A 21,482-nucleotide genomic window follows, 5' to 3' on the forward strand; every position below is an offset into this window, starting at 1 on the left:
CGCGAAAAGCAGTATTAATGCCGCCAAAAACAGGAGTTTGATGAAAATTGTATTTAAATCCGAGGACTTTGCCGAGCTGAATCACGTCCGGGAATATGCGAGCGGGTACGAGGTGGAGGATCGGGGCGGTATCCGTGAAGCACATCATGAGTTTGAATATGGTGGCATTCACTCCAAAATTCACCGTATATACTGCCCCGGCATGATCTTTTCCATGATCGAGGGAGCGCTGGAAAACGATCTGGTTCAAATCCTTGAAAGCGACTTCCCTTATCTGCAAATGCACTTCGAGCTTTCGACAACCGGTTGTCTGTACTTTCCGAACGCGAAATTTGAGATTGAAACGGAGATTTATGGCGGATCGCATGCCCTGCTTTTTTACCCTGCATTGAAAGGAAACCTGCATTATCTTAAAAAGCCGCTATCGTATAGTGTCGAGATTGAGCTGTCACTGGATTTTCTGCGGGGGCTTTTTCGGAACGACCTGGAAGTACTCCGGGAATTTGGCAGGGATATCGAGGCGAACCATCCCGCCATTATGGGTAACCGCGCATTTCCCATTACTCCGGGCATGAAACGGGTGCTGGCCGAGGTCCGGGACTGCCCGTATCATGGTGCGCTTAAGAAGGTTTTTGTGGAAGCTAAAGTGGCTGAATTGCTCACCATGCAGATCGATCAGATCAATGCCTCGCAAAAAGGCAGAAAGGTGTTAAAGAGGGCAGACGCAGACAAGCTTCACGAGGTAAAGCACCTGTTAATCAACCGCGTTTACGATCCTTATTCGATCGACGAGCTGGCGAAAGTCGCCGGGATGAACCGGACAAAATTGCAGGAGGGCTTTAAAGAGCTTTTTGGAACAACTGTTTTTGGCTATATCAGCGATATCCGTCTCGATGAGGCCAGGAGACGTATTCTGGACACCTCCCACAACATCACCATTGCAGAAATAGCTGCATTATCAGGTTATAAAAACCCCCAGCATTTCACCGCCGCATTCAAACGTAAGTACGGACAACTTCCGAAAGATCTCAAGTGAGCGATTGAATGTTCGGAATATAGATATATTTCTACAAATAAAAGGTAAAAAGTGTACAACAAATTTCCGGCAAATTCGCAAGCTTTGATGCGTCGGACTCAGCCGTTATTGTTGACAGGGCAAGCTAGCTGTCAATAATACGACAAACAGGCCGTGTATAGGCATACGTACTTTGATTTGCCTCGCATGATAAAGAAACTGTACAATTATACATCCAATGCCAGCGGATGGGTAAAGGCCATCGCGCTGCTCGTGTTGATGATTCTGGCGTTACTCGCAGGGCCGTAACCTGCTGTCACCTGGATGCGAAACAATAGCTGTGGCCGATGTGAGCAGGACAGATACGACCCGGAAGGACGCGCGTTATTCCCGGTAGAGGGACGGGCATAAATGCGGCATACTTCGTATGTTAATAGATAAGCAATAGCAAGTTAAGTATCGAAGCGTATCAGGGTTTCCCGGATGCGCTTTTTGTTTTACTTACTCTGAGAATCAGGTTTTTGCAGCAAAATCCTTACTCGCTGTATTTTTCAGAAAATATCAAATTAGTTTTATACTAATACCTGAATTTTTGTGATACTTTTACATAAGTAATTTTACAATTTTAATCACTTTACTCATATACGCAGTAGATGTAAGCATGTGGGCCGGGGATGGGGGTTTTCATTCTGCTGGCGCTGAGGCGTATGGGCGACAGTGGTGCTCGAAATGATCTAAGAAAGAATAATAAGCCGATAAACGAACAGTAGTTGGAAGCGTGTCAAAGAGATCTTTGACACGCTTTTTGTTTGGTTGTACTCCAAGGCAAGCTTAGACGCCGAATTTGCGCAGATTGTATACCACGCTGATCAGGAAGTAGCGGCGCAGTACTTTGCTGCGAACGTCTTCGATATAAGAATCGGACGTGTTGCGCACCAGGCTGCGGTTTTGATTGAGGAGATCGAAGACCTGAAGCCGCACCTCGGCCTGCCTGCTTTTCAGAAACTGTTTGGCTAAAAATGCATTCCATAATACAAACTGCTGATTGTAGCCTTCCGCACGGCCCGAAGTGCCGGTGTAGGTGAGGTCAGTATTCAATACGAAATGGCCCGGCAGCTGCCAATGCACATCGGCGGTAGCGTACTGCGACCAATAGTTCGCGTTTTGCCGGGGCAGGAGGGAATACCGTGCTTGCTGGTAATTGATCCGGGCGCTCAAACCGTAATCGATTTTGCCGTTGTAATCCGACTGGAAGCGGATACCCTGCCCGATGACGGTGTTTCGCGAGACATTGCTCCGCGTATTGATCAGTCCAATGCTCCGGGTGACGCTGGCCTGTGTCGTTAACCCGATCGTCAGCTTCACAGGTACTAGTTTGCGGCTCAGCGAAACGACTCCGTTGATCGACCAGTATCCCGCCGTGTTGACCGGCTGAATGAGTTGTGCTCCGCCCGGGCCGGTGCTGGTGGATGTGCTGATGCGGTTATCGCTCTGATTGAGATTGGCAAACGCAAACAGATTGTTGCCTCCCGATTGCGCCGCTCCATGATAGGTCAACGTCAGCGTATGGTAATATTCGGGCTTCAATGCAGGATTACCTGTTCTGATATTCATCGGATTCGAGTTGTCGGCAACCGGCTGGAGTTGCGTAGCGCCGGGTGGACTGGTGCGTGTGCGGTATTGCAGCCGCAGGTTCCGGTTACCCTGGAAAGTGTAAGTGAAAAGCGCATTGGGCATCAGGTACCAGAATGCCCGGGTGGAAAGTTCACTTCCGGAACGATCGTCCGCACGAAGAGCCGATCGTTGGAGGTCCATGCCCAGGGTCCAGCTATAACGGAGGCGACGGGTTTGGAAAGACGAGCCCAGCCGGTGGGTTTCGAATGTGTTACTGAAATCATTGCTCAATTCCTCGTTGGGCAAATCGTAACCTCCCTTTTCCTCATCCCTGTCGGCGGTGAGCCGGGCAAGTTTGTTGAAGGTATTGCTGTATGCGTAGCGGAATTCGAATTTTTGCGTCAGCGATAATGGCTCGGTGAAAGAAAGCGTCAGGTTGTTCTGAAGCGAGTAGCTGTTTTGGAGATTGCGCTGGTCGAGCAGGCTGTCATCTCTTGTTGCGTCGTAATAGGTATTGAAAGAACGGTTGTAAGCGGTGGTTTTCCCATCTGCCAGGATCGTATTGAGGTGGGCCGAGAATGTCCTGCCTTCTTTAGTGAACTTTCGCATGAGCAGCAGATTGTTGTAGCCATTGATACTGTGCCCGTCCCGATCGTTGCTGGTAGCGCCATTATTGAGCGAATCTCCCGTGGATCGATAAGAGCCGCTTCGCCAGCGGGCCAGTTCATCCTTATATTGTAAACTGATATTTGGCGTCACGCGCAGGCTGGTCATGGAATCGAGCGGCAGGTCAAACCGGCCGTTCAGCCGATGGGTGGTCATGGAATTCTTTGAAAAATAAATCTGGTCGGTTAGAAACGATTGTCCGGGTAGGATGTTTTCGCGATGACTGGCCTGGTCGGTAGTGGTGACGCTCTGTCCGACGAAGTAGCTGGCGGCCATTTCAGTCCGTTTCCCCCAGCGCATAGTTGCACTCTCATTGCGGTAGTTGAAACCGCCCGCCCGCACTTCGGTAATGGCCGACGGCGTCTGGGCATCTTCCTGCGCGTTGCCTCCTTCCCCGACGATCACGGGCCCTCCGGCACCGGGGGCGCTGGCATCCTGCATGGTAAAGTTCTGCTGGTTCAGGTTGTTGGCCTGCCCGATGGCTGAAATTTGCCTGACCGGGCCGCCATTGCGGTTATTGAAGCGGTTGACATTCAGCCGGGCCTGGTACCGTGCAGCCTGCGCCCCGGGGCTGGGACCTGCACCCAGGGCATTCTGGCCGAAGTATCCTTTGCCCTTGTCTTTTCTTATCGTCAGGTTGATCGTTCGTTCACGGTTACCGTCGTCCATTCCCGAGAACTGGGATTGGTCGGACGACTGGTCATAAAGTTGTACCTTATCGATAATGTCGGCAGGGAGGTTGCGGGTCGCCATTTTCGGGTCATTTCCAAAAAAAGGCTTGCCGTCGACCAGGACCTTGCTGACAGCCTGCCCGTTTGCCTTGATTGACCCGTCCCGGGCTACTTCCACGCCAGGCAGTTTTCGCAGCAGTTCTTCCACCTGGGCATTGGGCTGTGTCTTGAACGAGCCGGCATTGAATTCCAGCGTGTCGGCTTTGATCGTGACGGGCGCACTTTCCTGCCTGATTACGACTTCGCCCAACTGATTGCCCTGTTCCGACATCCATAGCATCCCCGCGTCCGCCGGACTTCCTGCAGGAACCTGAATGCTTTTCGATAGATTACGGTAGCCGATAAACGTGACCAGCAGCCGGTAGTTCCCCGGCGGGATGTTACGCAGCCGGAAGCGGCCGTCGCCGTCCGTAATGGTGGCCGTAATGTAAGCCGAGTCGCGTGCGGCTAGTAAGGACGCCGAGGCGGTCCGCATGGGTTTGTGGGTGGCCGAATCCAGCACGACACCGGTAATCTCTCCTGTGCCGCTTGTTTTCTGGCCCGAAACCGTAAGCGTCGTGCAAAAGAGCAGTAGCCAAAAGAGGTTAATTACCTTCACCGGTCATCATTTTTTGTTGAAAATCGGCCATTGCTTTTTGACGGATATCTGCCAGGCGCTCTTTTGTGACCGTTTCAGCCTGCGTTCCGGGTTCGACCAGTTTCGGGTCGATGACTTCGAGGCTGACTTTCGTGGCTTTGTATTGTTCGCGGCTGCCTTCTACCAGCAGTGCGACTCCTTTTTCGGGCGTTAATGCAGGGACAGGTGCATACCGGAGCGGCAGGTCCGTGGTGAACCATACCGCATATGGTTCATTGCGATAGCTCACCGTCGCCTTCCGGCACAGATAGCCGGCGATCTTGCGGGTCTGATCGGTCATTTGCCAGTCACTCACCCGTTCAATAGGCACTTCCGTTTTGTAAGTAAGTGCATCTTTCTCTTTGCCGACAGTCAGAAACGTCAGGATTTTCTGTGCCTGGAAATCAATGATGGTTTGTTCCTCGAATGGTCTTCCCAGATTTGTACTTTGCGGGGCACCTCCCGCGCCGGGTCCCTGCACAATGGTCCGCATCATCATATTCTGCTCGTCACGGTTTTCGCGGGCGTAGTTTCCGGCAAATAGTACTTTCTGTCCAAATGTCCGGGTATCGGGAATATCGGAAGGAAAGTTGGGGTCGCCGGGTTTGACCTGTTCGCCATTGATGACGATACGCATTCCCGAGGGATCAACCTTTCGTACTACTTCATACGTGATCCGGCCGGAAGATTGCGGATAGGCTTTTACAGCCATGGTAAGCAGCAGTAGAATGAAAAGATGTGTTTTCATGATAGTCACTTATGTTTTGATTTGACGGATCAAAGGTCAGGTGACGATTTGTAAGGTACTGCTATTTAATGTTAAATAGCGTTAATGGATTTCTTGTTAAAATTCAAAGAAAGATAGACTCAGTTCTATGCCTGGAACCGAAAACTAAGAAAGGTTACATTTTTGTTGGTTGCTGGCCGTATATCGGTATCTTGGGGTAGCGGGTGTATAAATCTTCTGCCCCTTCTTCATCAAACTCTCTATCCCGTTCCCTGTTTCCATCCGCTGATCGAATGACGCACCAATGGTAGTCAGGTATTTAATTTAAGAATGGCCAACATTCATAACCCTCTTCAATATGATTTATAGCTTTTACTTTAAAGCTGCGCTGTTCCTGCTGATTTTCCTCGCAAGCCTGTGGCTGTCGAGGTTGTATATTAAAAAATTTCCGCAGGAAATTGCTGGTAAACAAGCCGCCGCCCTGATCGCCGCGATGCTCACGATGCTATGCGTATTCCGGTTTCCCTATCTGCGCGAACGGGAATACGATATCGATACCAGCACATGGCTGAGCGCGGTAATAGCCATCAATCACTACCCCGACAAGCTTTGGACATTATTGAATTATACCGATGCCAGGCCATTGACGGTATTCCCGTTGGTGGCGGGCTCCTGGGCCGGAATGCCCGTTAGTTACAGCAGCGCTGAGATCATCGGATTGCTGCTCTGGATGGGAACTACGTGGCTGCTCTACCTGATCTGCAAGCTTTTTGCAGGGAGAAACACGAGCCTGATCATCACGTGGAGCCTTACCGCTTTTCTGGCTACGATATGCCATATTTTCGCCGCTTACAATTCGGAGCACGTGAGTATCCTGATGGTGACCGCGGGTGTTGCATTGTTTTTTCTGTACGTATATAGGCGTTGGGACAATGCGCGTGTCGCTGCGGGGACGGGAGTTTTGCTGGGAAGTCTGGTGTATGCAAAATTTCAGAACGCGCCCATGGGATTGCTCACCGGTGTATTTCTGTTGGCGGTTATGGCTGGGCGCAGGGACTGGCGTAACATGTTCGCATTGTTCGCAGGTTGCTTATTGCCTACGGTTTGGGTGAATATTTACTATGGGATGCTCGGCAAACTGGATGTTTTCTGGAATAACTATTTCTGGAATTATTACTATTACTCCTTTACAACGCAGTTTTCATCGATGCCTATGGCCGAGCGCTTCAGCCCATGGCGGGTCGTACCTTTCCTGTTTTACGCGACCAGCTCGGGTATTTACCTGCTCGTATTGACAGCTATGGCCGTCGTATTGCCGGTACTGGCATTTGAAAAGTGGAAAACAGAGGTCAAAGGGCAATGGATTTTGTTCCTGTTTTCGTTCATGCTGCTGATCCTGAGCGTGTATGCGGTGTTGCAGTCGGGAAATAACTTTGAGCACTACAAACTGTTCCTCATTGTCCCGCTGTTGATTTTTAACGGACTTATGATTTCCGTAAGCAGGCCGGTCGTTCAAAAACTGGCCGTCGCTTTTTTGCTCCTGGGTAGCGTACTGCAAACCGCTGTAAACCTGAAATACCTGGATCAGGACGTGGGCTACGATCCGTGGGTGGATGTGGACAGGAAAATAGTGAGCCATATCGTCCGTCATACCAGCCCGGAAGACCGGATTGTGGTATGGGGGTGGCGCGATGGCCTGCACGTAAGTGCCCAGAGAGCGATGGGGTACCGCGATGTCCATACATTTCATTTCTCCATGAATTCGCCCCTTATTTCCGCCTGGACGGATGATTTCCTGGAAGACATGGAGGAGAATAAGCCTAAGATTTTTGTGGAGGCGATGATCCGCGACTATTCCGAACGCGGCCACCAGTTTTTACCGCACGACAAGGTGCCCGTGGTCCGCGAATACGTGCGGGAGCATTACCGGTTCGTAGCGGAATTGGCTGGGGTCAGGATTTTTCACAGGAAGGAAGTGCCCGAACTGTCTCAGGTTCAGTAGCCTTTCCGGGAACCCATTAATTCATGCTATTTAGTGTTAAATAGTGTTAACCCGCAGCGGATCATCCTTTGGGAAGCTTAGATTTGCTGTGTTATGAACCGCCGTATCCGATCTGTTTTCTGGCTGATTACTGTCTGCATTGTTGCGATCAATGCATTTCAGGGCTATTGGCTATGGACTACCTACCAGCTTAACCAGCAGCAATTTGTGCAGAATGTGCAGGATGCATTATTCCTGGTCGTGGAAGGCCATCAGATCAGTAAGGCGCGGGTGTTTTTGGGGGAGGGAACGAGCGATCGCCGGGAGACACACGTAGTCATGAAACGATTGGGGGTGAATGGCACAGCAGGGTCGCGGTTTTTCTACAAAATTACAAACGACAGCATACAACCCACCCCGGCGGATACCCTTGCGCGGCGCATTTCTCATTTGCTTGTCCAGGGATGGAAGGAGGGTGATAAAATCCGTTTGGACAGGCTGGATTCGGCCTACCGTGCAGAATTGTACGGAAGGGGGATTGTGGCGGAGTTCAGGCTGGATACACTGACGATCCGGCCGAAAAGCAACACAGGCAATGTGATGATCTTTGACAATAGCGGCAGCATGCATGATCAAAACGGTACCTTCTCCACGGTCCCGCTGCCCATTAACCCCGTCCGGCATTTGTTTGTACAAGCTACATTCGATACGCCGGTTCCCTATATGCTGCAGCGCATGGGCTGGCTGCTGGGCTGCTCACTGGTGCTGCTCCTGCTCACGACGGGCTCCTTCGTATTTATGCTGCGGACAATCCTCCGGCAGAAGAAGCTTTCGGATATCAAGAACGAATTCATCAACAACATGACCCATGAGCTCAAAACGCCGATTGCGACGGTGACCGCGGCAGTGGAAGCATTGCAGCATTTTGGCGCACTCGACGATCCGCACAAGACGCAGGAATACCTTAATATTTCGCAAAATAATCTGCAACGGCTGTCGGACCTCGTGGAAAAGGTACTGAACCTGGCAGTGGAGGAGAAAGGAGAGATGGAATGCCATACCGAGGCGGTCGGTCTCGCTGAAATGATAGGCGATCTGGCGGCCAATCACCGGGTCAAGTCGGCAAAGAAGGTGATTTTTAATATGCACATTCCGTTTGGAACCACCGTGCACGTTGACCGAATGCATTTCGGAAATGTGCTCAACAACCTGATCGACAATGCGATCAAGTACTCACATGATCGCGTAACGATATCTTTTGACTTCCGTCGGGAGCAGAAAGGGTGGCAACTGACGGTTTCGGACAATGGGATAGGCATTCCCAAAGCTTACCAGGAGTCTGTTTTTGACCGCTTTTTCCGCGTCCCCACCGGCGACCTGCATCAGGTCAAGGGATTTGGACTGGGGCTCGCCTATGCCAGGCAAGTCGTAGAAAAGCATGGAGGCAGCATCAGCGTGACGAGCGAACCGGGGAAGGGAAGCGCATTTATACTAAAATTTTAACATCATGCCAACCGTACTGTTGATCGAAGACGAGCCCGCACTGGGCATGATCGTAAAGGATAGTCTCGCTTTTCGCGGGTTTAATGTACTCTATGCCGGAAATGGGGTGGAAGGTCTGGAGCAGTTCCGGCAGCATCAGCCCGACATCGTTGTTGCGGATGTGATGATGCCCGATATGGATGGATTCACCATGGCCGAACACATCCGCCGGGAAAACCCGCATATCCCGATTATGTTCCTGACCGCCCGTTCGCAGACCGCGGATGTGGTTCGGGGCTTCGAACTCGGAGGGAATGATTATCTCAAAAAACCTTTCAGTCTGGATGAACTTATTGTCCGGATCAATGCGTTGCTACGTGCCGGTGCCGGAAGTCCGCACTTGCCCGAAATGCTCAGGATCGGGAAGTACTCCCTTGATCCTGCTAAGCAGAAACTGGCGATGGAGGGCCGGGAGGTAGCGCTGTCGCACCGGGAGGCCGAGCTATTGCGGAAACTCTACCAGCAACGGAACCAGGTGCTCGAACGCAGCGAGGTCCTGAATGAACTTTGGGGTGACGATTCGTTTTTTAACGGGCGCAGCCTCGACGTTTTCATTACAAAATTACGAAGGCACCTTCGGGAAGATCCCCGGGTGCAGATCATCAACATCCGCGGAAGGGGTTACAAGCTCATTTTCTGACCGGAGCGCGGAACCTGAAAGTTTTTGAACGCCCATGCGTCATGCGCGGGCAGGGGTGCGTATTGAGCCATAAGTAAAAAATCTGCGCACCAATTCAACTCAGAATGAACCTCCGACTCAAACAACTTATTCTGCTGTTCCTTACTTCCGTAGTGATTGCCCTGTGCGTCGCCTGTTCGAAAGAGGACAAGGAAGTAGATCCCGGTAAAACCAATGCCGACAACTCCGTTAACATCGATAGCGTTGGCTTCGCGTCGACGGCACCCGAAGGCAATACAGGTACCGCCGCGGATGAGGATGATCTGCTGGCCAATTCGGCCTTCTCTTCGGTAATCTCCATTCAGTTTGGAACGACGGTCAGCATCACCAATCCGCTGAGCGGAAAAGGCGTGACCGTCACGGAATCGAATGGTGATGTGGTGATCAATGCGACGGCGGCGGAAGTGGAATATGTCCTGTCGGGCACCACAACGAGCGGTTCTGTCAAGATTTACAGCGACAAAAAATTCAAATTGACGCTCAACGGGGTCAGTATTACGAATAACGACGGCCCGGCGATCAATATCCAGTCGGAAAAGCGGGCATTCATTGTTTTAAGCAATAACACTACCAACTCCCTTACCGACGGGTCGACGTATGCCGCCAGCGGTGACGAGGACATGAAAGCCACGCTATTCAGTGAAGGGCAGATGATATTCAGCGGAACCGGGAGCCTGGTGTTAAAAGGCAATTATAAACACGCGATATGCAGTGACGACTATGTGCGGGTGATCGGCGGCTCGCTCACGGTAACTGGCGCAGTATCCGACGGCATTCATACCAACGACGCGTTTATCGCCGACGGCGGCACACTCGACATTACGACGGCAGGCGACGGCATTCAATGCGAGGAAGGCTTCATAGTAATCAATGGCGGTAATTTTAAAGTAAGTGTGGCGGACAAAGCGATCACCGCCAACTACGACACCGATACCAGCATCGATCCTTATGTGACCATCAACGGCGGTATTTTCAATATTACCTCATCCGCCGGGGAAGGGATTGAAAGCAAAAGCATTCTGACCATCAATAATGGTGATTTCACCATCAAAACAGCAGACGACGGGCTGAATGCGGGCAGCTTCATTTATATCAATGGTGGTAGTATCTATGTTAGCAGCACTTCCAACGACGGTATTGACTCCAACGGACCGATAACGATCACCGGAGGCCGCATCATTTCCGTTGCAGCCGGAGGCCCGGAAGAAGGGTTCGATTGCGACCGCAATACATTCAGGATCACCGGCGGGATTCTGATCGGAATGGGAGGTACAACCAGTACTCCGACGGCGAATGTCAGCACACAACCTTCCGTGATCCTGGGAGCAGGTTCCGCAAACCAGCTGATGCATATCCGCTCATCTGACGACAAGGAGGTGATGACCTTCACGATTCCCCGCGCCTACAACACGATGTTGTTTTCCAGCTCGAACCTGAAACAGGGGCGGACTTACCTGGTGTATACCGGTGGTAGCACTGCCGGCACGACCGGTTTCAATGGATTATTTACATCCGGGACTTACACTGCCGGTACCGCGGGCACCAGCTTTACGACGAGTGGCATGGTTACCAATGCAGGTGGCAGCCAGGGTCGCTGAGTAACTATTTTGATGCCGGTTTGCCGGGTTTCGGAAATACCTGGTGGGTGTTGGCCCATTGGTGCAGAGGTCTGCCAGGTGTTTTACTTTGTCGGGATGCGCATCTGCTACGTTGCGGGTTTCGGGAACGGTCCACAGCAAGGTCGTACAATTGCCAGGTGGAGTCGGCCGCAGCGGAAACGAGTTTCCAGTTGCCCTGCCTCGCGTAGCGTGCCCCGAAATGTTCGTTGAACAGCTCCCGGTGACCGCTGGAACGCTTAAAATTGAAAGACGCTACCAGGCTGGAACCGGTGCATGTCGTCGGCAAGGATCACGATGATGTTGGGGCGATTTGGCACTGCCGGTGTTTCTGTTTGGCCTCCGTGCTTCCAGGCACAGAGGTCGATCCCGGTTACCAGCCCTAGCCTAAGAAAGGTTAGTTTAGCTTTGGACATAAAAAGTGCCTGATTCCGGGCGACTTGCCATAAACGCGGTTGAACAAAAGAATAGGGTATCAGTTTGCTTCAAAGGTCACTCAGCCCCGACAGCAAAGTTTCGACACCAGCAAGATCATTGGCTTTGCCCAATACCGTACCCTTTTTGTCGAGCAGGAAATAGGTCGGAAACTGGTAAATATTGTAGGTAGTATTCACCTTGCCTTTATCGCCTTCGAATTCAGAAACGTGTACCCATTTGGCCTGGTGTTTTTGGATAGTGTTTAGCCACACCTGGCGGTCGTCGTCGTGTTCGGCAGCGACGCCGATGATCGTCAGATTTTGCTTATATTTTTCGTGCATAGCGCGCAGGCCCGGCATGGCTTTAATGCAGGGGCCGCACCAATGCCCCCAGAAATCCAGCAATACGTATTTTCCTTTAAAATCCGCCAGTGAAACAGTGCTGCCCGACGACGACGGCAGTTTGAAACCGGGTGCGGGTTTACCTTTGGCAGGCTGGTTTTTCGTGATTTCGATCCGCTGCGCAGCATCTTTGCCCTGTGCACTTTTCCGAACTTCCGGTGTCAGTTCGGCATAGAGCCTTTCCAGGTCGGTAATTGGAATATCTTCTTCGAATGTAAGGCTCTGCAATAGTTCAGCGCTGATTTTCGCGGCTGGATTTTCCCGTACAAACTGCAAAGTCTTTTCCTGCTGTTCCTTCCATAGCTTTGCCCTGCCCTCAGGCGCAGATTGCTGTATTTTTTCGTTGTACGGCCAGCGGATCGCCTGATTATAGCGTGTCGCGGCGTCATTTTCCGGGCCGCCGGTGATGGTTAGCAGATAGGGCTTTTCAACGGAGCCCGAAACCGTGAGATGGGCCTTTTCGTACCAGGCCCCTGCCCAGCGGGGATAGCTGATGAAGATATCGAATGTGCCGTCGTCGCTGGGCCGGGGCTGGTAGGTAAAACGATCTTCGATCGCATACACGGTATCTCTTTGAGTATGACCTTCCTGCTTATAGAGAAATTGGATGGGCGTTTTGCCGATCCCTTTGATTTCTCCCCGGACCTCGCAGTCCTGACCGTACACGCTTGCACCTGTGAGCGCCAATGCGGTGAGGATAAAATAAGGCAGGTAAATAAACACATGGCTGCGTATCATGACGTGAATCTGAAAAAGTGACGACAGGGATTAGTAACTTATTTAAACTTACGCAAATATGCAGGACTTTTTCAGAGTTTACGGAATCTTGCTGACCATACGGGCTCCGGGAACGGACTGATGATCCGGATTACGTGCTGCCCGCGGGAAGTCAGAGTGATGTGGGCGCCCGTAGTCGCTGTTTGCGTGAGTACAACACCGGCATTATTAAAAACCGTGAGATAGGGGTGTGCAAGCCATGCGACGAGAGACGAAAGAAGTAAAATCCATTTCATGATACATGCAGAATAGAATGATGTGACAAAGCTAGTTTTGTAAATTGCTTATGGCACAGCTTGTTGAGTAGCCTGCACATTTATTGCGTAGCTCGCACGGAGGACACAAGATTCACGGTGTCATCGGAAAATTTATGTAATTTCTGGCTCTACTTTATAACCTGTAAGATGACAGATCAAAAACCGGGATCCGTGGACGAATACATCGCTGCTTTTCCCAAAGAAATACAGCAGGTATTGCAGGAAATACGCGCGACGATCCAAAGTGCAGCCCCTGACGCCACAGAAACCATTTCGTATGGCATGCCCACGTTCAATCGCAACGGCACTTATCTGATTTATTTCGCCGGTTGGAAAAAACACATCGCTTTGTACCCGGTAACCGGCAGGGTAGCCGCGCAGTTCGGGCAGGAGCTGGCTGGTTACAAAGGGACCAAAGGGTCTGTCCACTTTCCGCTTGGAAAGCCCATGCCACTGGACCTGATCAAACGGATAGTTGAACTGAGAACAGAGGAAAACGATTTGCAGGCAGGGAAGTCATGAATTATGCCGGATAACCCCGCGCCATTTCGAAATCGCTTGCTATATCGATTTGGCTGAATTTGGATTTTAAATTCACAGGGAAGTTGAATGATGACAACTAGCTTAAACGCGTGAATTTTTTCAAATAAAAAGTGAATTTTTTCAAGTTGAAAATAAATGTCACTAAAACACGAGCAATGGGCGCCGCTTGAAAAATGCATAAGTATAAATCTCATTCATGTTTCCTTTTTCCCTCAACTTTTGAAAAGGAATTTCCTAAACACTAATAAAGAATATGATGAAGTTATCCCGCTTTTTCATCGCCTTGATGCTCGCGCTGGCGACAGTGACAAGGGTGAATGCACAGCAACCGAAGGGACAGGATGCAGAGAAATTTGACCGTGACTATGCCCTGGAAGCCACGATGCTAGGCTTCTTTGCGAAAGACGGCGCCCGCAACCCGACGTTGAAGGCCAACAAGGGCGACCGCGTCCGGATTACGATCACGAACGGAGAGCTGATGACCCACGATATCGCCCTGGAAAAGCTGGGCATCAAAAGCAAGGTCATCATCGAGAAGGGGACAAGCACCAGCATTACATTTAGGGCGGAACAAAGCGATACTTATTTCTGCTCGGTTCCGGGCCACCGCGCGGCAGGTATGGTGGGTAGTTTTGAAGTCGTGGAAGGGGTTATTTCCAATGAAACGGTGGCGGGACAGATCCCCATGAAAGATGGTCAGCCATTGAACTTCGGGTTTGAAACCGGCGACCTCAAAAACTGGACTGCGACGGGAGACGCATTCGCCCAACCGCTTTTCAGCTCCGATCCGTCGCCTGTGCATGAAAAGGAAATGAGCATCGGCTATGAAGGCAAATATTTTCTGAGCAGTGGCGGTACGGTTAATTACAAGCAAACGGGGACACTGACCTCGGTCCCATTTAAAGTAACACAGCCATTCGCGGCATTCCGGGTTTCAGGTGGCGCATTGCAGGATACCCGCGTGGAAATCGTTACGGCGGACGATAACAAAGTCATTTACCACATTACTGGTCAGGGCAGGGCGAACCTCCAGCCTGCGGTTGTAGACCTGCAACCGTACCAGAACAGGGAGATTTTTATCCGTATCGTTGATAATGAGACTGGCATTTCACAGATCCCCTACATTCCAAATGACAAATGGGGACACATTAACTTTGACGACTTCCGGTTGTACCCAAGCCGGCCGGAGTTTCCTAATGAACTAAAACAAAAGGATATTATCATTCTCCCTCCCCTGGATCCTGTTTTGAATGCAGGACTATCGGGAACGGAAGCCGCCAAAGCGATGACACCGCCGAAGGGATTCAAAATCTCGCTTGCGGCGGGCGAACCGGACGTCATCCGTCCGATCAGCTTCACGATCGATTCGCGGGGAAGACTTTGGGTTGTGGAAGGCCATACCTATCCGGTACGCGCCGCGGAAGGTCAGGGCAGGGATAAGATCCTGATCTTTGAAGACACGAACGGCGACGGTACGCTCGATAAACGGAAGGTATTCGCGGAAGGACTGAACCTTGTCAGCGGAATTGAAGTCGGGATGGGCGGTGTGTGGCTTGGAGCTGCGCCTTATCTGCTGTTTATTCCGGCTGATTTCAAAAACGATAAACCTGCCGGACCGCCACAGAAATTGCTGGATGGCTGGGGGCTGGAAGACACCCACGAGGTACTCAACAACCTGCGCTGGGGACCCGATGGCTGGCTTTACGGTACACATGGTGTATTTACCCATTCCAACGTAGGTAAGCCCGGTGCGCCGGATTCGGAACGGACCAAGATCAATGCCGGTGTGTGGCGTTACCATCCGACCACGCACAAGTTTGAAGTCTTTGCCGAAGGATCGAGTAACCCCTGGGGGATCGATTTCAACGACTACGGGCACCCATTTATAACCGTATGCGTGATCCCGCATATGTACCACGTAATACAGGGCGCACGTTACCAGCGCCAGGCGGGTAAGCATTTCAATCCGTATACCTATGACGACATCAAGACGATCGCGGATCACGTGCATTGGGTAGGAGAGCGCGGGCCACATGCAGGGAACTTCCGTTCGGCATCTGCCGGAGGTGGTCATGCACACGCGGGAGCGATGATCTATCTCGGTAACAGCTGGCCGAAAGAATACCGCAATGATATTTTTATGAACAATATCAATGGAGCCCGTTTGAATATAGACCATCTGACCCGCTCCGGTTCGGGGTACGAGGCCACCCACAAAAACGACTTCATGGCGATGAACGACTCCTGGTCGCAATGGCTGAATTTCAAGTACGATGCCAGTGGCTCCGTGTGGGCGATCGACTGGTACGACAAAAACCAATGTCATAGTCCAAACCCCGATGTACACAACAAAACCATGGGGCGGATTTTCAAGATCAGCCATGAAAACGACAAATGGGTGCAGGTGGATCTTTCCAAAGCTTCGGACATGGAACTGGTGAACCACCAGCTTAACACGAACGAATGGTATGTACGCCAGGCCCGCACGATCTTGCAGGAGCGTGGCCCTAACAAGAAAGTACACAAGGCTTTGAAAGAAATACTGGCCAAAAATCCGGATGAAACCCGTAAGCTGCGTGCATTATGGACATTGCACGTAACCGATGGCTTGACAGAAAAGGAATTGACCGAACTGCTGGGTAACGACAGCGAGTACATCCGGAGCTGGGCCATCCAGTTGCTGACGGAGGACAAATCCGTTGCACCTGAAACCCTGAAACGGTTTGCGGAAATGGCACAGAAGGACCACTCCAAACTGGTACGCGTGTACCTGGCCTCCGGAATGTTACGTCTGGACCCGTCGCAGCGCTGGGACGTCGTCGATGCATTGGTACAGAAAGAGGAGGACAAGGACGATCACAACCTGCCGCTGATGGTTTGGTACGCAGCCGAGCCGCTGGCAGCAGTAGATGCAAAGCGCGCATTGCAACTGGCCGAGAAGTCCAAGTTACCGAAGATACTGCCCTACATGATCCAGCGTACGGAAGCCATCGGAACAGAAGAATCCAAAAAGCTCCTGAACGACCTCAACAAACGGGTAGGAAAGGCAGAACAACCCCAAACGAACCATGGAACCCATTAACCCAGGGCTTAAGCCCTGGTCTGGACGCCGGGCTGGACGCTCGTCTGGTCCCTGGACCGTGGCATATGCACTGCTCGTGGTCTGCTCCTGTATAGAATCACTGTGTGCGCAGCCCTCAGCCGACTTCAAAAAGACCAAACTGACCGGCGACTTCATCTCGGAAGGCGTCGCGGTCGCAGACCTGAACAGGGACGGCAGGTCCGACATCGTGGCGGGCTACTACTGGTTTGAAGCCCCATCCTGGAAGAAGCACGAACTGGCACCGTCACGCGTCTTCGACCCGCGGAAAGAATACAGCAACTCTTTTCTGAACCTGGGCATGGATGTGAATCTGGATGGGTGGGAGGATGTAGTGATCGTCGATTTCCCCGGAAAGGCCGCTTTTTGGTTTGAAAACCCGCGCAACAAGGCAGGAGAATGGCCAAAACATGTCATCGCCGATTCGGTAGGCGTTTCCAACGAATCTCCGGGATTTGTGGATATTGATGGCGACGGCCGCCTGGACATTCTTTGCGGAGATCCGGCAAAAAAGCAGATCATCTGGCTCAAAGCGCCGGTAAGAAAGGGAGAAGCAAACTGGCAGCGTTTCCCGCTCAGCAGGGAAAACGTCCCGGGAACGGAAAACTTCTCACATGGAATCGGCTATGGCGATGTCGATGCGGATGGGATTAATGATGTGGTGGTGCGGGAAGGCTGGTTTAAAGGGAAAAAGGACAATAAATCAGGGGATTGGGAGTTTCAGAAGGCCAATCTGGGCGAGCCCTGTTCACATATGCAGGTACTTGACGTGAATGCGGATGGCAAAAACGATGTGATCAGCGCTTCGGCGCATGCACTGGGCATCTGGTGGTACGAGCAGATCAAAGACGCTGACGGCAAAATCAATTTTAAAACGCATTTGATCAGCAATACCACAGCTCAAACCCATTCGTCGGTCATGGCTGACCTCGATGGCGACGGTAAAAAGGAATATATTACCGGGAAGCGTTTCCTGGCGCACCACGGGCGCGACCCGGGCGACAGCGACCCTGCCATTTTGCTTTGGTTTGAAATCACACCCGGCAAAGAGCCATATTTTAAAGAGCATCAGATAGACAACGATTCAGGGGCAGGACTGAATATTACCATTCACGACATGAATGGCGACCGCAAGCCGGATGTCGTGATCGCTAACAAGAACGGTGTGTTTTTGTTTGAAAACCAAATGAAAAAATAGCATAGATCGCATAAAAATCGGACATTGCCTGCTTCAACATTACATTTTTATGGAAAGGGGAAAAGTCAATTTTTTCGAACGTCTGGCCGGCAAAATCACCGCCTGGACCGGTAGCTCCATGGCATTCGGTGTAGCGGCCGGAATCATCATCATCTGGGGAATTACCGGGCCATTATTTGGCTATTCGGATACCTGGCAGCTGGTTATCAATACCGGGACGACCATCGTCACATTCCTGATGGTATTTCTGATCCAGAAATCACAAAACAAGGACTCGAAAGCCATTCAGCTCAAACTGAACGAACTCATTGCAGCGAACCGGTATGCCAGTAACCGGATGGTCGATATTGAAGACCTGAGCGAAGTCGAACTGGACGTTCTGCGTAAATTCTATCGGAAGATCGCCGAGATGTGCGATGAGGAGAGCGATATTCATACGTCACATTCCATCGACGCAGCACAACGGCTCCATAAACATAAAAAAGCGACATTTTCAGGTTTGCCCAACGGCGATCCCGACGCACAAACCTAACTATCGATCCTTTTTCTTCTCCTTTTTGTCATCGTCTTTGGAAAAGATTTTTTGCAAAAAGGTCTTCTTTTCCTTCTTCTCTTCTTCCACCGACGCCAGGCTTATCTCGTTGTCGATAGAAGGTTGAAGGGCGTGGATGAATGCATTTTGCAGAATATTGGTGATCGCCAGCCATACATTCGTTTTGGGGTCGTCGAGCCGGCCTTTGAAGGAGATTTTTGTGGCTACCTGGTCTTTGGACCTGTTTTCGAAAAGTTTGCCAGCCCCGCCGGCAGTCGCTTCCCATAATTTTCGCAACAGGTTATCCTTCCTGTCCTCCTTGCCCAGAACATCCAGGTCTTTGATCAACGGTTTTACATAACCCGTGAATTCCTCATCCTTGGCAGCCACCTCGGTGTAAAGCCCAAAACGGCCTTTGTTGACGTCGACTTTGGCATAGGCTTGAAAGAAATCGTTCAGCTTTACAAGATTGGTGTTGTTGAGTTCCGCGCTCATATCAAAAGTAGGCGCGTCGGCCAGCGGGTTCAGCTTGGCGTCGAAGCGCAGCTTGCCTTCATAAACATCAGCTGTAGCGTGGATCGACGCCGGTAATACGGCGGAGGAATCGTAACTGTTCCGGAGATTCTGTGCCAGCAGGTGAAGGTTGTTCATCGCAATGTCCACATTGGGGCTTGAACCGAAATCTTTGTACTGGATCACTCCATTTCGAAGCTCGCAGCGGTTAATGTTCAGGGGCATGAACTTGTCGAGGATCCGTCGAAAGTCGGCCGAGTCCTTCACCACTTCCTTCGGCTCCACCTTATCTTTGGTAAAAAGCAGATAGGGACGCTGGAAAACAAGTTCACCGGCGATCGAACCTTTGAATAAAGCTTTCCATTCTATGGAGAGATCTACCACGCGCGAGGCGAAAAAAGGCGTCTGTTTGTGTGTGACCGTATCTTCCTTGTTAATATAAATGCTGTCGATCTTGTATGCACCGCGGATGATGGCCAGATCGATGTCCCTGATATGCCCATAATAGCCGTTCATATTTTCCAGGCTACGGTTTGCGAAATGCAGGACCACATAGGGCAGGACCAGGCGCAGCGTCACGATGAGGACCAGCACGGCGACGAGGATTTTGGCGGTTCGGTGTTTGCGTGACCGCGGGTGTGCAACAGCCATAGGTTATAATGATAGATAAACAGATGGCCAGGGTTATCTCAACAATCGTACCAGCAAGTAAATAGGAGCGGGTTTTGAAATTTGTAAAAAAAATCTCCAACTTTTGTCCAACATCTGAATGTCCGTTCGTCAATCGACTTTAAACACATAAACTTTTATACAATGAAAGACTTCATGTTCATTTTTAGAACAAATCCCGCAGTAATGGCCGATCGCTCCCCCGAAGAAATGCAGGTATCCATGCAGAAATGGATGGACTGGATAGGCGGGATCGCCGCTCAGGGTAAGCTCGTCGACCGGGGGAACCGCCTGAGCTACGTCGGAAAAGTCGTTAAATCCGATAAGATCGTTACGGACGGCCCTTTTACGGAAATCAAGGAATCGATCGGCGGTTATACGATGGTGAGGGCGGAGTCCCTCGAAGAGGCAGCGGAAATGGCGAAGGGGTGTCCCGTACTCTTAATGGGGGGAAATGTGGAAGTGAGGCCAATCGATGCAATGTAAATTGTTGGATGATCATTCGTTTCAAGGCCTTTGTTTCGCGCAAAGGCTTTTTTAATTTGTCGGCATGGAGCACCAGGAATTGATCCCGCATTTGTTCAGGACCGAGTACCGGAAAATTACAGCGGTACTCAGTAAAACATTCGGCCTCGAACACATCGAAATCGCGCAGGATATTGCAAGCGACACCTTTTTATTGGCGGCCGAAACCTGGGGGATCAAAGGTGCGCCCGACAACCCGGTTGCGTGGCTGTATACCGTGGCCCGCAACAAAGCGAGGGATTACCTGCGCCGCGATAAGGTTTTCAAAGAAAAAGTAAGCGGGCAGGTAACCTATCTTTCAGAGGACTCCGAAGAGATTGACATTGACCTTTCCGCACAGAACATTACCGACAGCCAGTTGCAGATGATGTTTGCGATCTGCCATCCGTCCATTCCGGTGGAAGCACAGATAGGCCTCTCGCTGAATGTGCTTTGCGGTTTTGGGATCAATGAAATAGCAGCCGCCTTCCTGACTAATAAAGAGACGATTAATAAACGGCTTTTCCGGGCCAGGGAGCGATTGCGGGCGCATCAGGTGAGGATGGAATTTCCGGGTGACAACGAACTCGAAAGCCGCCTGGATGCCGTATTGCGGACTTTATATTTGCTTTTTAATGAGGGCTATTATGCAGCGGGCAAGGATGTCACGCTGCGAAAGGACGTTTGCATCGAGGCGATGTGGTTTACCAAACTCCTGATCGAAAACGAGAAGACAAACACGCCACCGGTGTTTGCCCTGCTCGCATTGATGTGTTTCCACGCCTCACGGTTCGAAGCCCGGGTCGATGCGCACGGCGAAACGGTACTGTACCAGGACCAGAACGAATCGCTCTGGGATGAAGAACTGATCCGTCAGGGCATCTATTTTCTGAATCTGTCCTCAATAGGCGATGAAATTTCGAAATACCACGTCGAAGCGGTGATCGGTTATTGGCACACGATCAAAGCCGATACCGAGGAAAAGTGGCGGCAGATACTTGGCCTTTATAACCGGCTCCTGATCATCGAATATTCCCCGATCGCCGCATTGAACCGGACTTATGCATTGTCCAAAGTCCACGGCAAACCGGAAGCCATCCGTGAAGCCGAAAAACTCGATCTGGCGGACAATCATCTGTATCATTCATTACTAGGGGAATTGTACCGGGACGTCGACAACGCCAGGGCGCTCAAACATTTCGGCATTTCCCTGTCACTGGCCCGTTCGAAAGCGGACCGGGCCATTATCTCGAAAAAAATAGCCGGATTAGGCGGATTAGTTGCCTAAATCCAATCCGGTTAATGTTTTGTTAATCCCCTCGTTAATCCTCACCTCCTAATTTGCCGGACGGTTCGAAAAGATCCGACCCCGGTAATTGCGCTT

Annotated in this window: 17 protein-coding genes; 11 read left to right on the forward strand and 6 right to left on the reverse strand. The window is 51.1% G+C overall.

Going from position 1 to position 21,482, the window contains the following annotated elements; genetic code table 11:
* Positions 1-40: 40 nt before the first annotated feature.
* Complete coding sequence (locus BP71_RS22415) at positions 41-1,036, forward strand: helix-turn-helix transcriptional regulator (protein ID WP_496383376.1); 996 nt, start codon at positions 41-43, stop codon at positions 1,034-1,036.
* Between the two features lie 810 nt (positions 1,037-1,846).
* Here BP71_RS22415 and BP71_RS22420 read toward each other — a convergent pair.
* Both BP71_RS22420 and BP71_RS22425 read right to left on the reverse strand, forming a co-directional pair.
* Entirely contained in the window at positions 1,847-4,624 is a 2,778-nt protein-coding gene (locus BP71_RS22420; RefSeq protein ID WP_496383378.1) for a TonB-dependent receptor, read from the reverse strand.
* Complete coding sequence (locus tag BP71_RS22425) at positions 4,611-5,390, reverse strand: GLPGLI family protein (protein ID WP_496383380.1); 780 nt, start codon at positions 5,388-5,390, stop codon at positions 4,611-4,613. The genes BP71_RS22420 and BP71_RS22425 overlap by 14 nt, the downstream gene beginning before the upstream one ends.
* A 337-nt stretch (positions 5,391-5,727) precedes the next feature.
* Here BP71_RS22425 and BP71_RS22430 point away from each other — a divergent pair, with 337 nt between their 5' ends.
* From BP71_RS22430 to BP71_RS22445, 4 genes are all read left to right on the forward strand, one after another.
* Positions 5,728-7,371, forward strand: a complete 1,644-nt coding sequence (locus BP71_RS22430) for a glycosyltransferase family protein (RefSeq protein WP_496383382.1) — start codon at positions 5,728-5,730, stop codon at positions 7,369-7,371.
* 93 nt (positions 7,372-7,464) lie between these two features.
* The gene (locus BP71_RS22435; RefSeq protein ID WP_496383384.1) at positions 7,465-8,853 is read left to right on the forward strand and encodes a sensor histidine kinase; all 1,389 of its coding nucleotides are present in this window, start codon (positions 7,465-7,467) and stop codon (positions 8,851-8,853) included.
* Between the two features lie 4 nt (positions 8,854-8,857).
* Positions 8,858-9,532, forward strand: a complete 675-nt coding sequence (locus tag BP71_RS22440; protein ID WP_496383386.1) for a response regulator transcription factor — start codon at positions 8,858-8,860, stop codon at positions 9,530-9,532.
* 104 nt (positions 9,533-9,636) lie between these two features.
* Entirely contained in the window at positions 9,637-11,169 is a 1,533-nt protein-coding gene (locus tag BP71_RS22445; RefSeq protein ID WP_496383388.1) for a carbohydrate-binding domain-containing protein, read from the forward strand.
* Positions 11,170-11,173: 4 nt separating this feature from the next.
* On the opposite strand, the gene BP71_RS22450 is transcribed toward BP71_RS22445, so the two are convergent.
* The 3 genes from BP71_RS22450 to BP71_RS22460 form a co-directional block, all read right to left on the reverse strand.
* The gene (locus BP71_RS22450) at positions 11,174-11,476 is read right to left on the reverse strand and encodes a hypothetical protein (protein ID WP_496383390.1); all 303 of its coding nucleotides are present in this window, start codon (positions 11,474-11,476) and stop codon (positions 11,174-11,176) included.
* A 196-nt stretch (positions 11,477-11,672) separates the two neighbouring features.
* Positions 11,673-12,743, reverse strand: coding sequence for a TlpA family protein disulfide reductase (locus BP71_RS22455; protein ID WP_496383392.1), 1,071 nt, complete (start codon positions 12,741-12,743; stop codon positions 11,673-11,675).
* 71 nt (positions 12,744-12,814) lie between these two features.
* Positions 12,815-13,018, reverse strand: a complete 204-nt coding sequence (locus BP71_RS22460; RefSeq protein ID WP_496383394.1) for a hypothetical protein — start codon at positions 13,016-13,018, stop codon at positions 12,815-12,817.
* Between the two features lie 168 nt (positions 13,019-13,186).
* Here BP71_RS22460 and BP71_RS22465 point away from each other — a divergent pair, with 168 nt between their 5' ends.
* From BP71_RS22465 to BP71_RS22480, 4 genes are all read left to right on the forward strand, one after another.
* A complete protein-coding gene (locus BP71_RS22465) occupies positions 13,187-13,561 on the forward strand; it encodes an iron chaperone (protein ID WP_496383396.1) in 375 nt (124 codons plus the stop codon).
* 307 nt (positions 13,562-13,868) lie between these two features.
* Positions 13,869-16,664 (forward strand): PVC-type heme-binding CxxCH protein, encoded by a 2,796-nt coding sequence (locus tag BP71_RS22470; protein WP_496384270.1) that lies wholly within the window; start codon positions 13,869-13,871, stop codon positions 16,662-16,664.
* Entirely contained in the window at positions 16,651-17,880 is a 1,230-nt protein-coding gene (locus BP71_RS22475; RefSeq protein WP_496383398.1) for an FG-GAP repeat domain-containing protein, read from the forward strand. The genes BP71_RS22470 and BP71_RS22475 overlap by 14 nt, the downstream gene beginning before the upstream one ends.
* Positions 17,881-17,929: 49 nt before the next feature.
* The gene (locus BP71_RS22480) at positions 17,930-18,412 is read left to right on the forward strand and encodes a low affinity iron permease family protein (protein WP_496383400.1); all 483 of its coding nucleotides are present in this window, start codon (positions 17,930-17,932) and stop codon (positions 18,410-18,412) included.
* Here BP71_RS22480 and BP71_RS22485 read toward each other — a convergent pair whose 3' ends face one another.
* Complete coding sequence (locus BP71_RS22485) at positions 18,413-19,576, reverse strand: DUF748 domain-containing protein (protein WP_496383402.1); 1,164 nt, start codon at positions 19,574-19,576, stop codon at positions 18,413-18,415.
* A 162-nt stretch (positions 19,577-19,738) separates the two neighbouring features.
* On the opposite strand from BP71_RS22485, the gene BP71_RS22490 reads away from it, so the two are divergent.
* Both BP71_RS22490 and BP71_RS22495 read left to right on the forward strand, forming a co-directional pair.
* The gene (locus tag BP71_RS22490) at positions 19,739-20,080 is read left to right on the forward strand and encodes a YciI family protein (protein WP_496383404.1); all 342 of its coding nucleotides are present in this window, start codon (positions 19,739-19,741) and stop codon (positions 20,078-20,080) included.
* Positions 20,081-20,144: 64 nt separating this feature from the next.
* Positions 20,145-21,386, forward strand: a complete 1,242-nt coding sequence (locus BP71_RS22495) for an RNA polymerase sigma factor (protein WP_496383406.1) — start codon at positions 20,145-20,147, stop codon at positions 21,384-21,386.
* Positions 21,387-21,482 lie beyond the last annotated feature (96 nt).

The organism is Dyadobacter ginsengisoli DSM 21015 (genome assembly GCF_059568735.1).

Coding starts and splice junctions, on each gene's coding strand:
- BP71_RS22460 (WP_496383394.1), bottom strand. CDS start 13,018: ATGAAATGGATTTTACTTCTTTCGTCTCTCGTCGCATGGCTTGCACAC.
- BP71_RS22445 (WP_496383388.1), top strand. CDS start 9,637: ATGAACCTCCGACTCAAACAACTTATTCTGCTGTTCCTTACTTCCGTA.
- BP71_RS22455 (WP_496383392.1), bottom strand. CDS start 12,743: ATGATACGCAGCCATGTGTTTATTTACCTGCCTTATTTTATCCTCACC.
- BP71_RS22490 (WP_496383404.1), top strand. CDS start 19,739: ATGAAAGACTTCATGTTCATTTTTAGAACAAATCCCGCAGTAATGGCC.
- BP71_RS22435 (WP_496383384.1), top strand. CDS start 7,465: ATGAACCGCCGTATCCGATCTGTTTTCTGGCTGATTACTGTCTGCATT.
- BP71_RS22475 (WP_496383398.1), top strand. CDS start 16,651: ATGGAACCCATTAACCCAGGGCTTAAGCCCTGGTCTGGACGCCGGGCT.
- BP71_RS22485 (WP_496383402.1), bottom strand. CDS start 19,576: ATGGCTGTTGCACACCCGCGGTCACGCAAACACCGAACCGCCAAAATC.
- BP71_RS22480 (WP_496383400.1), top strand. CDS start 17,930: ATGGAAAGGGGAAAAGTCAATTTTTTCGAACGTCTGGCCGGCAAAATC.
- BP71_RS22470 (WP_496384270.1), top strand. CDS start 13,869: ATGCTCGCGCTGGCGACAGTGACAAGGGTGAATGCACAGCAACCGAAG.
- BP71_RS22430 (WP_496383382.1), top strand. CDS start 5,728: ATGATTTATAGCTTTTACTTTAAAGCTGCGCTGTTCCTGCTGATTTTC.
- BP71_RS22415 (WP_496383376.1), top strand. CDS start 41: ATGAAAATTGTATTTAAATCCGAGGACTTTGCCGAGCTGAATCACGTC.
- BP71_RS22425 (WP_496383380.1), bottom strand. CDS start 5,390: ATGAAAACACATCTTTTCATTCTACTGCTGCTTACCATGGCTGTAAAA.
- BP71_RS22440 (WP_496383386.1), top strand. CDS start 8,858: ATGCCAACCGTACTGTTGATCGAAGACGAGCCCGCACTGGGCATGATC.
- BP71_RS22495 (WP_496383406.1), top strand. CDS start 20,145: ATGGAGCACCAGGAATTGATCCCGCATTTGTTCAGGACCGAGTACCGG.
- BP71_RS22465 (WP_496383396.1), top strand. CDS start 13,187: ATGACAGATCAAAAACCGGGATCCGTGGACGAATACATCGCTGCTTTT.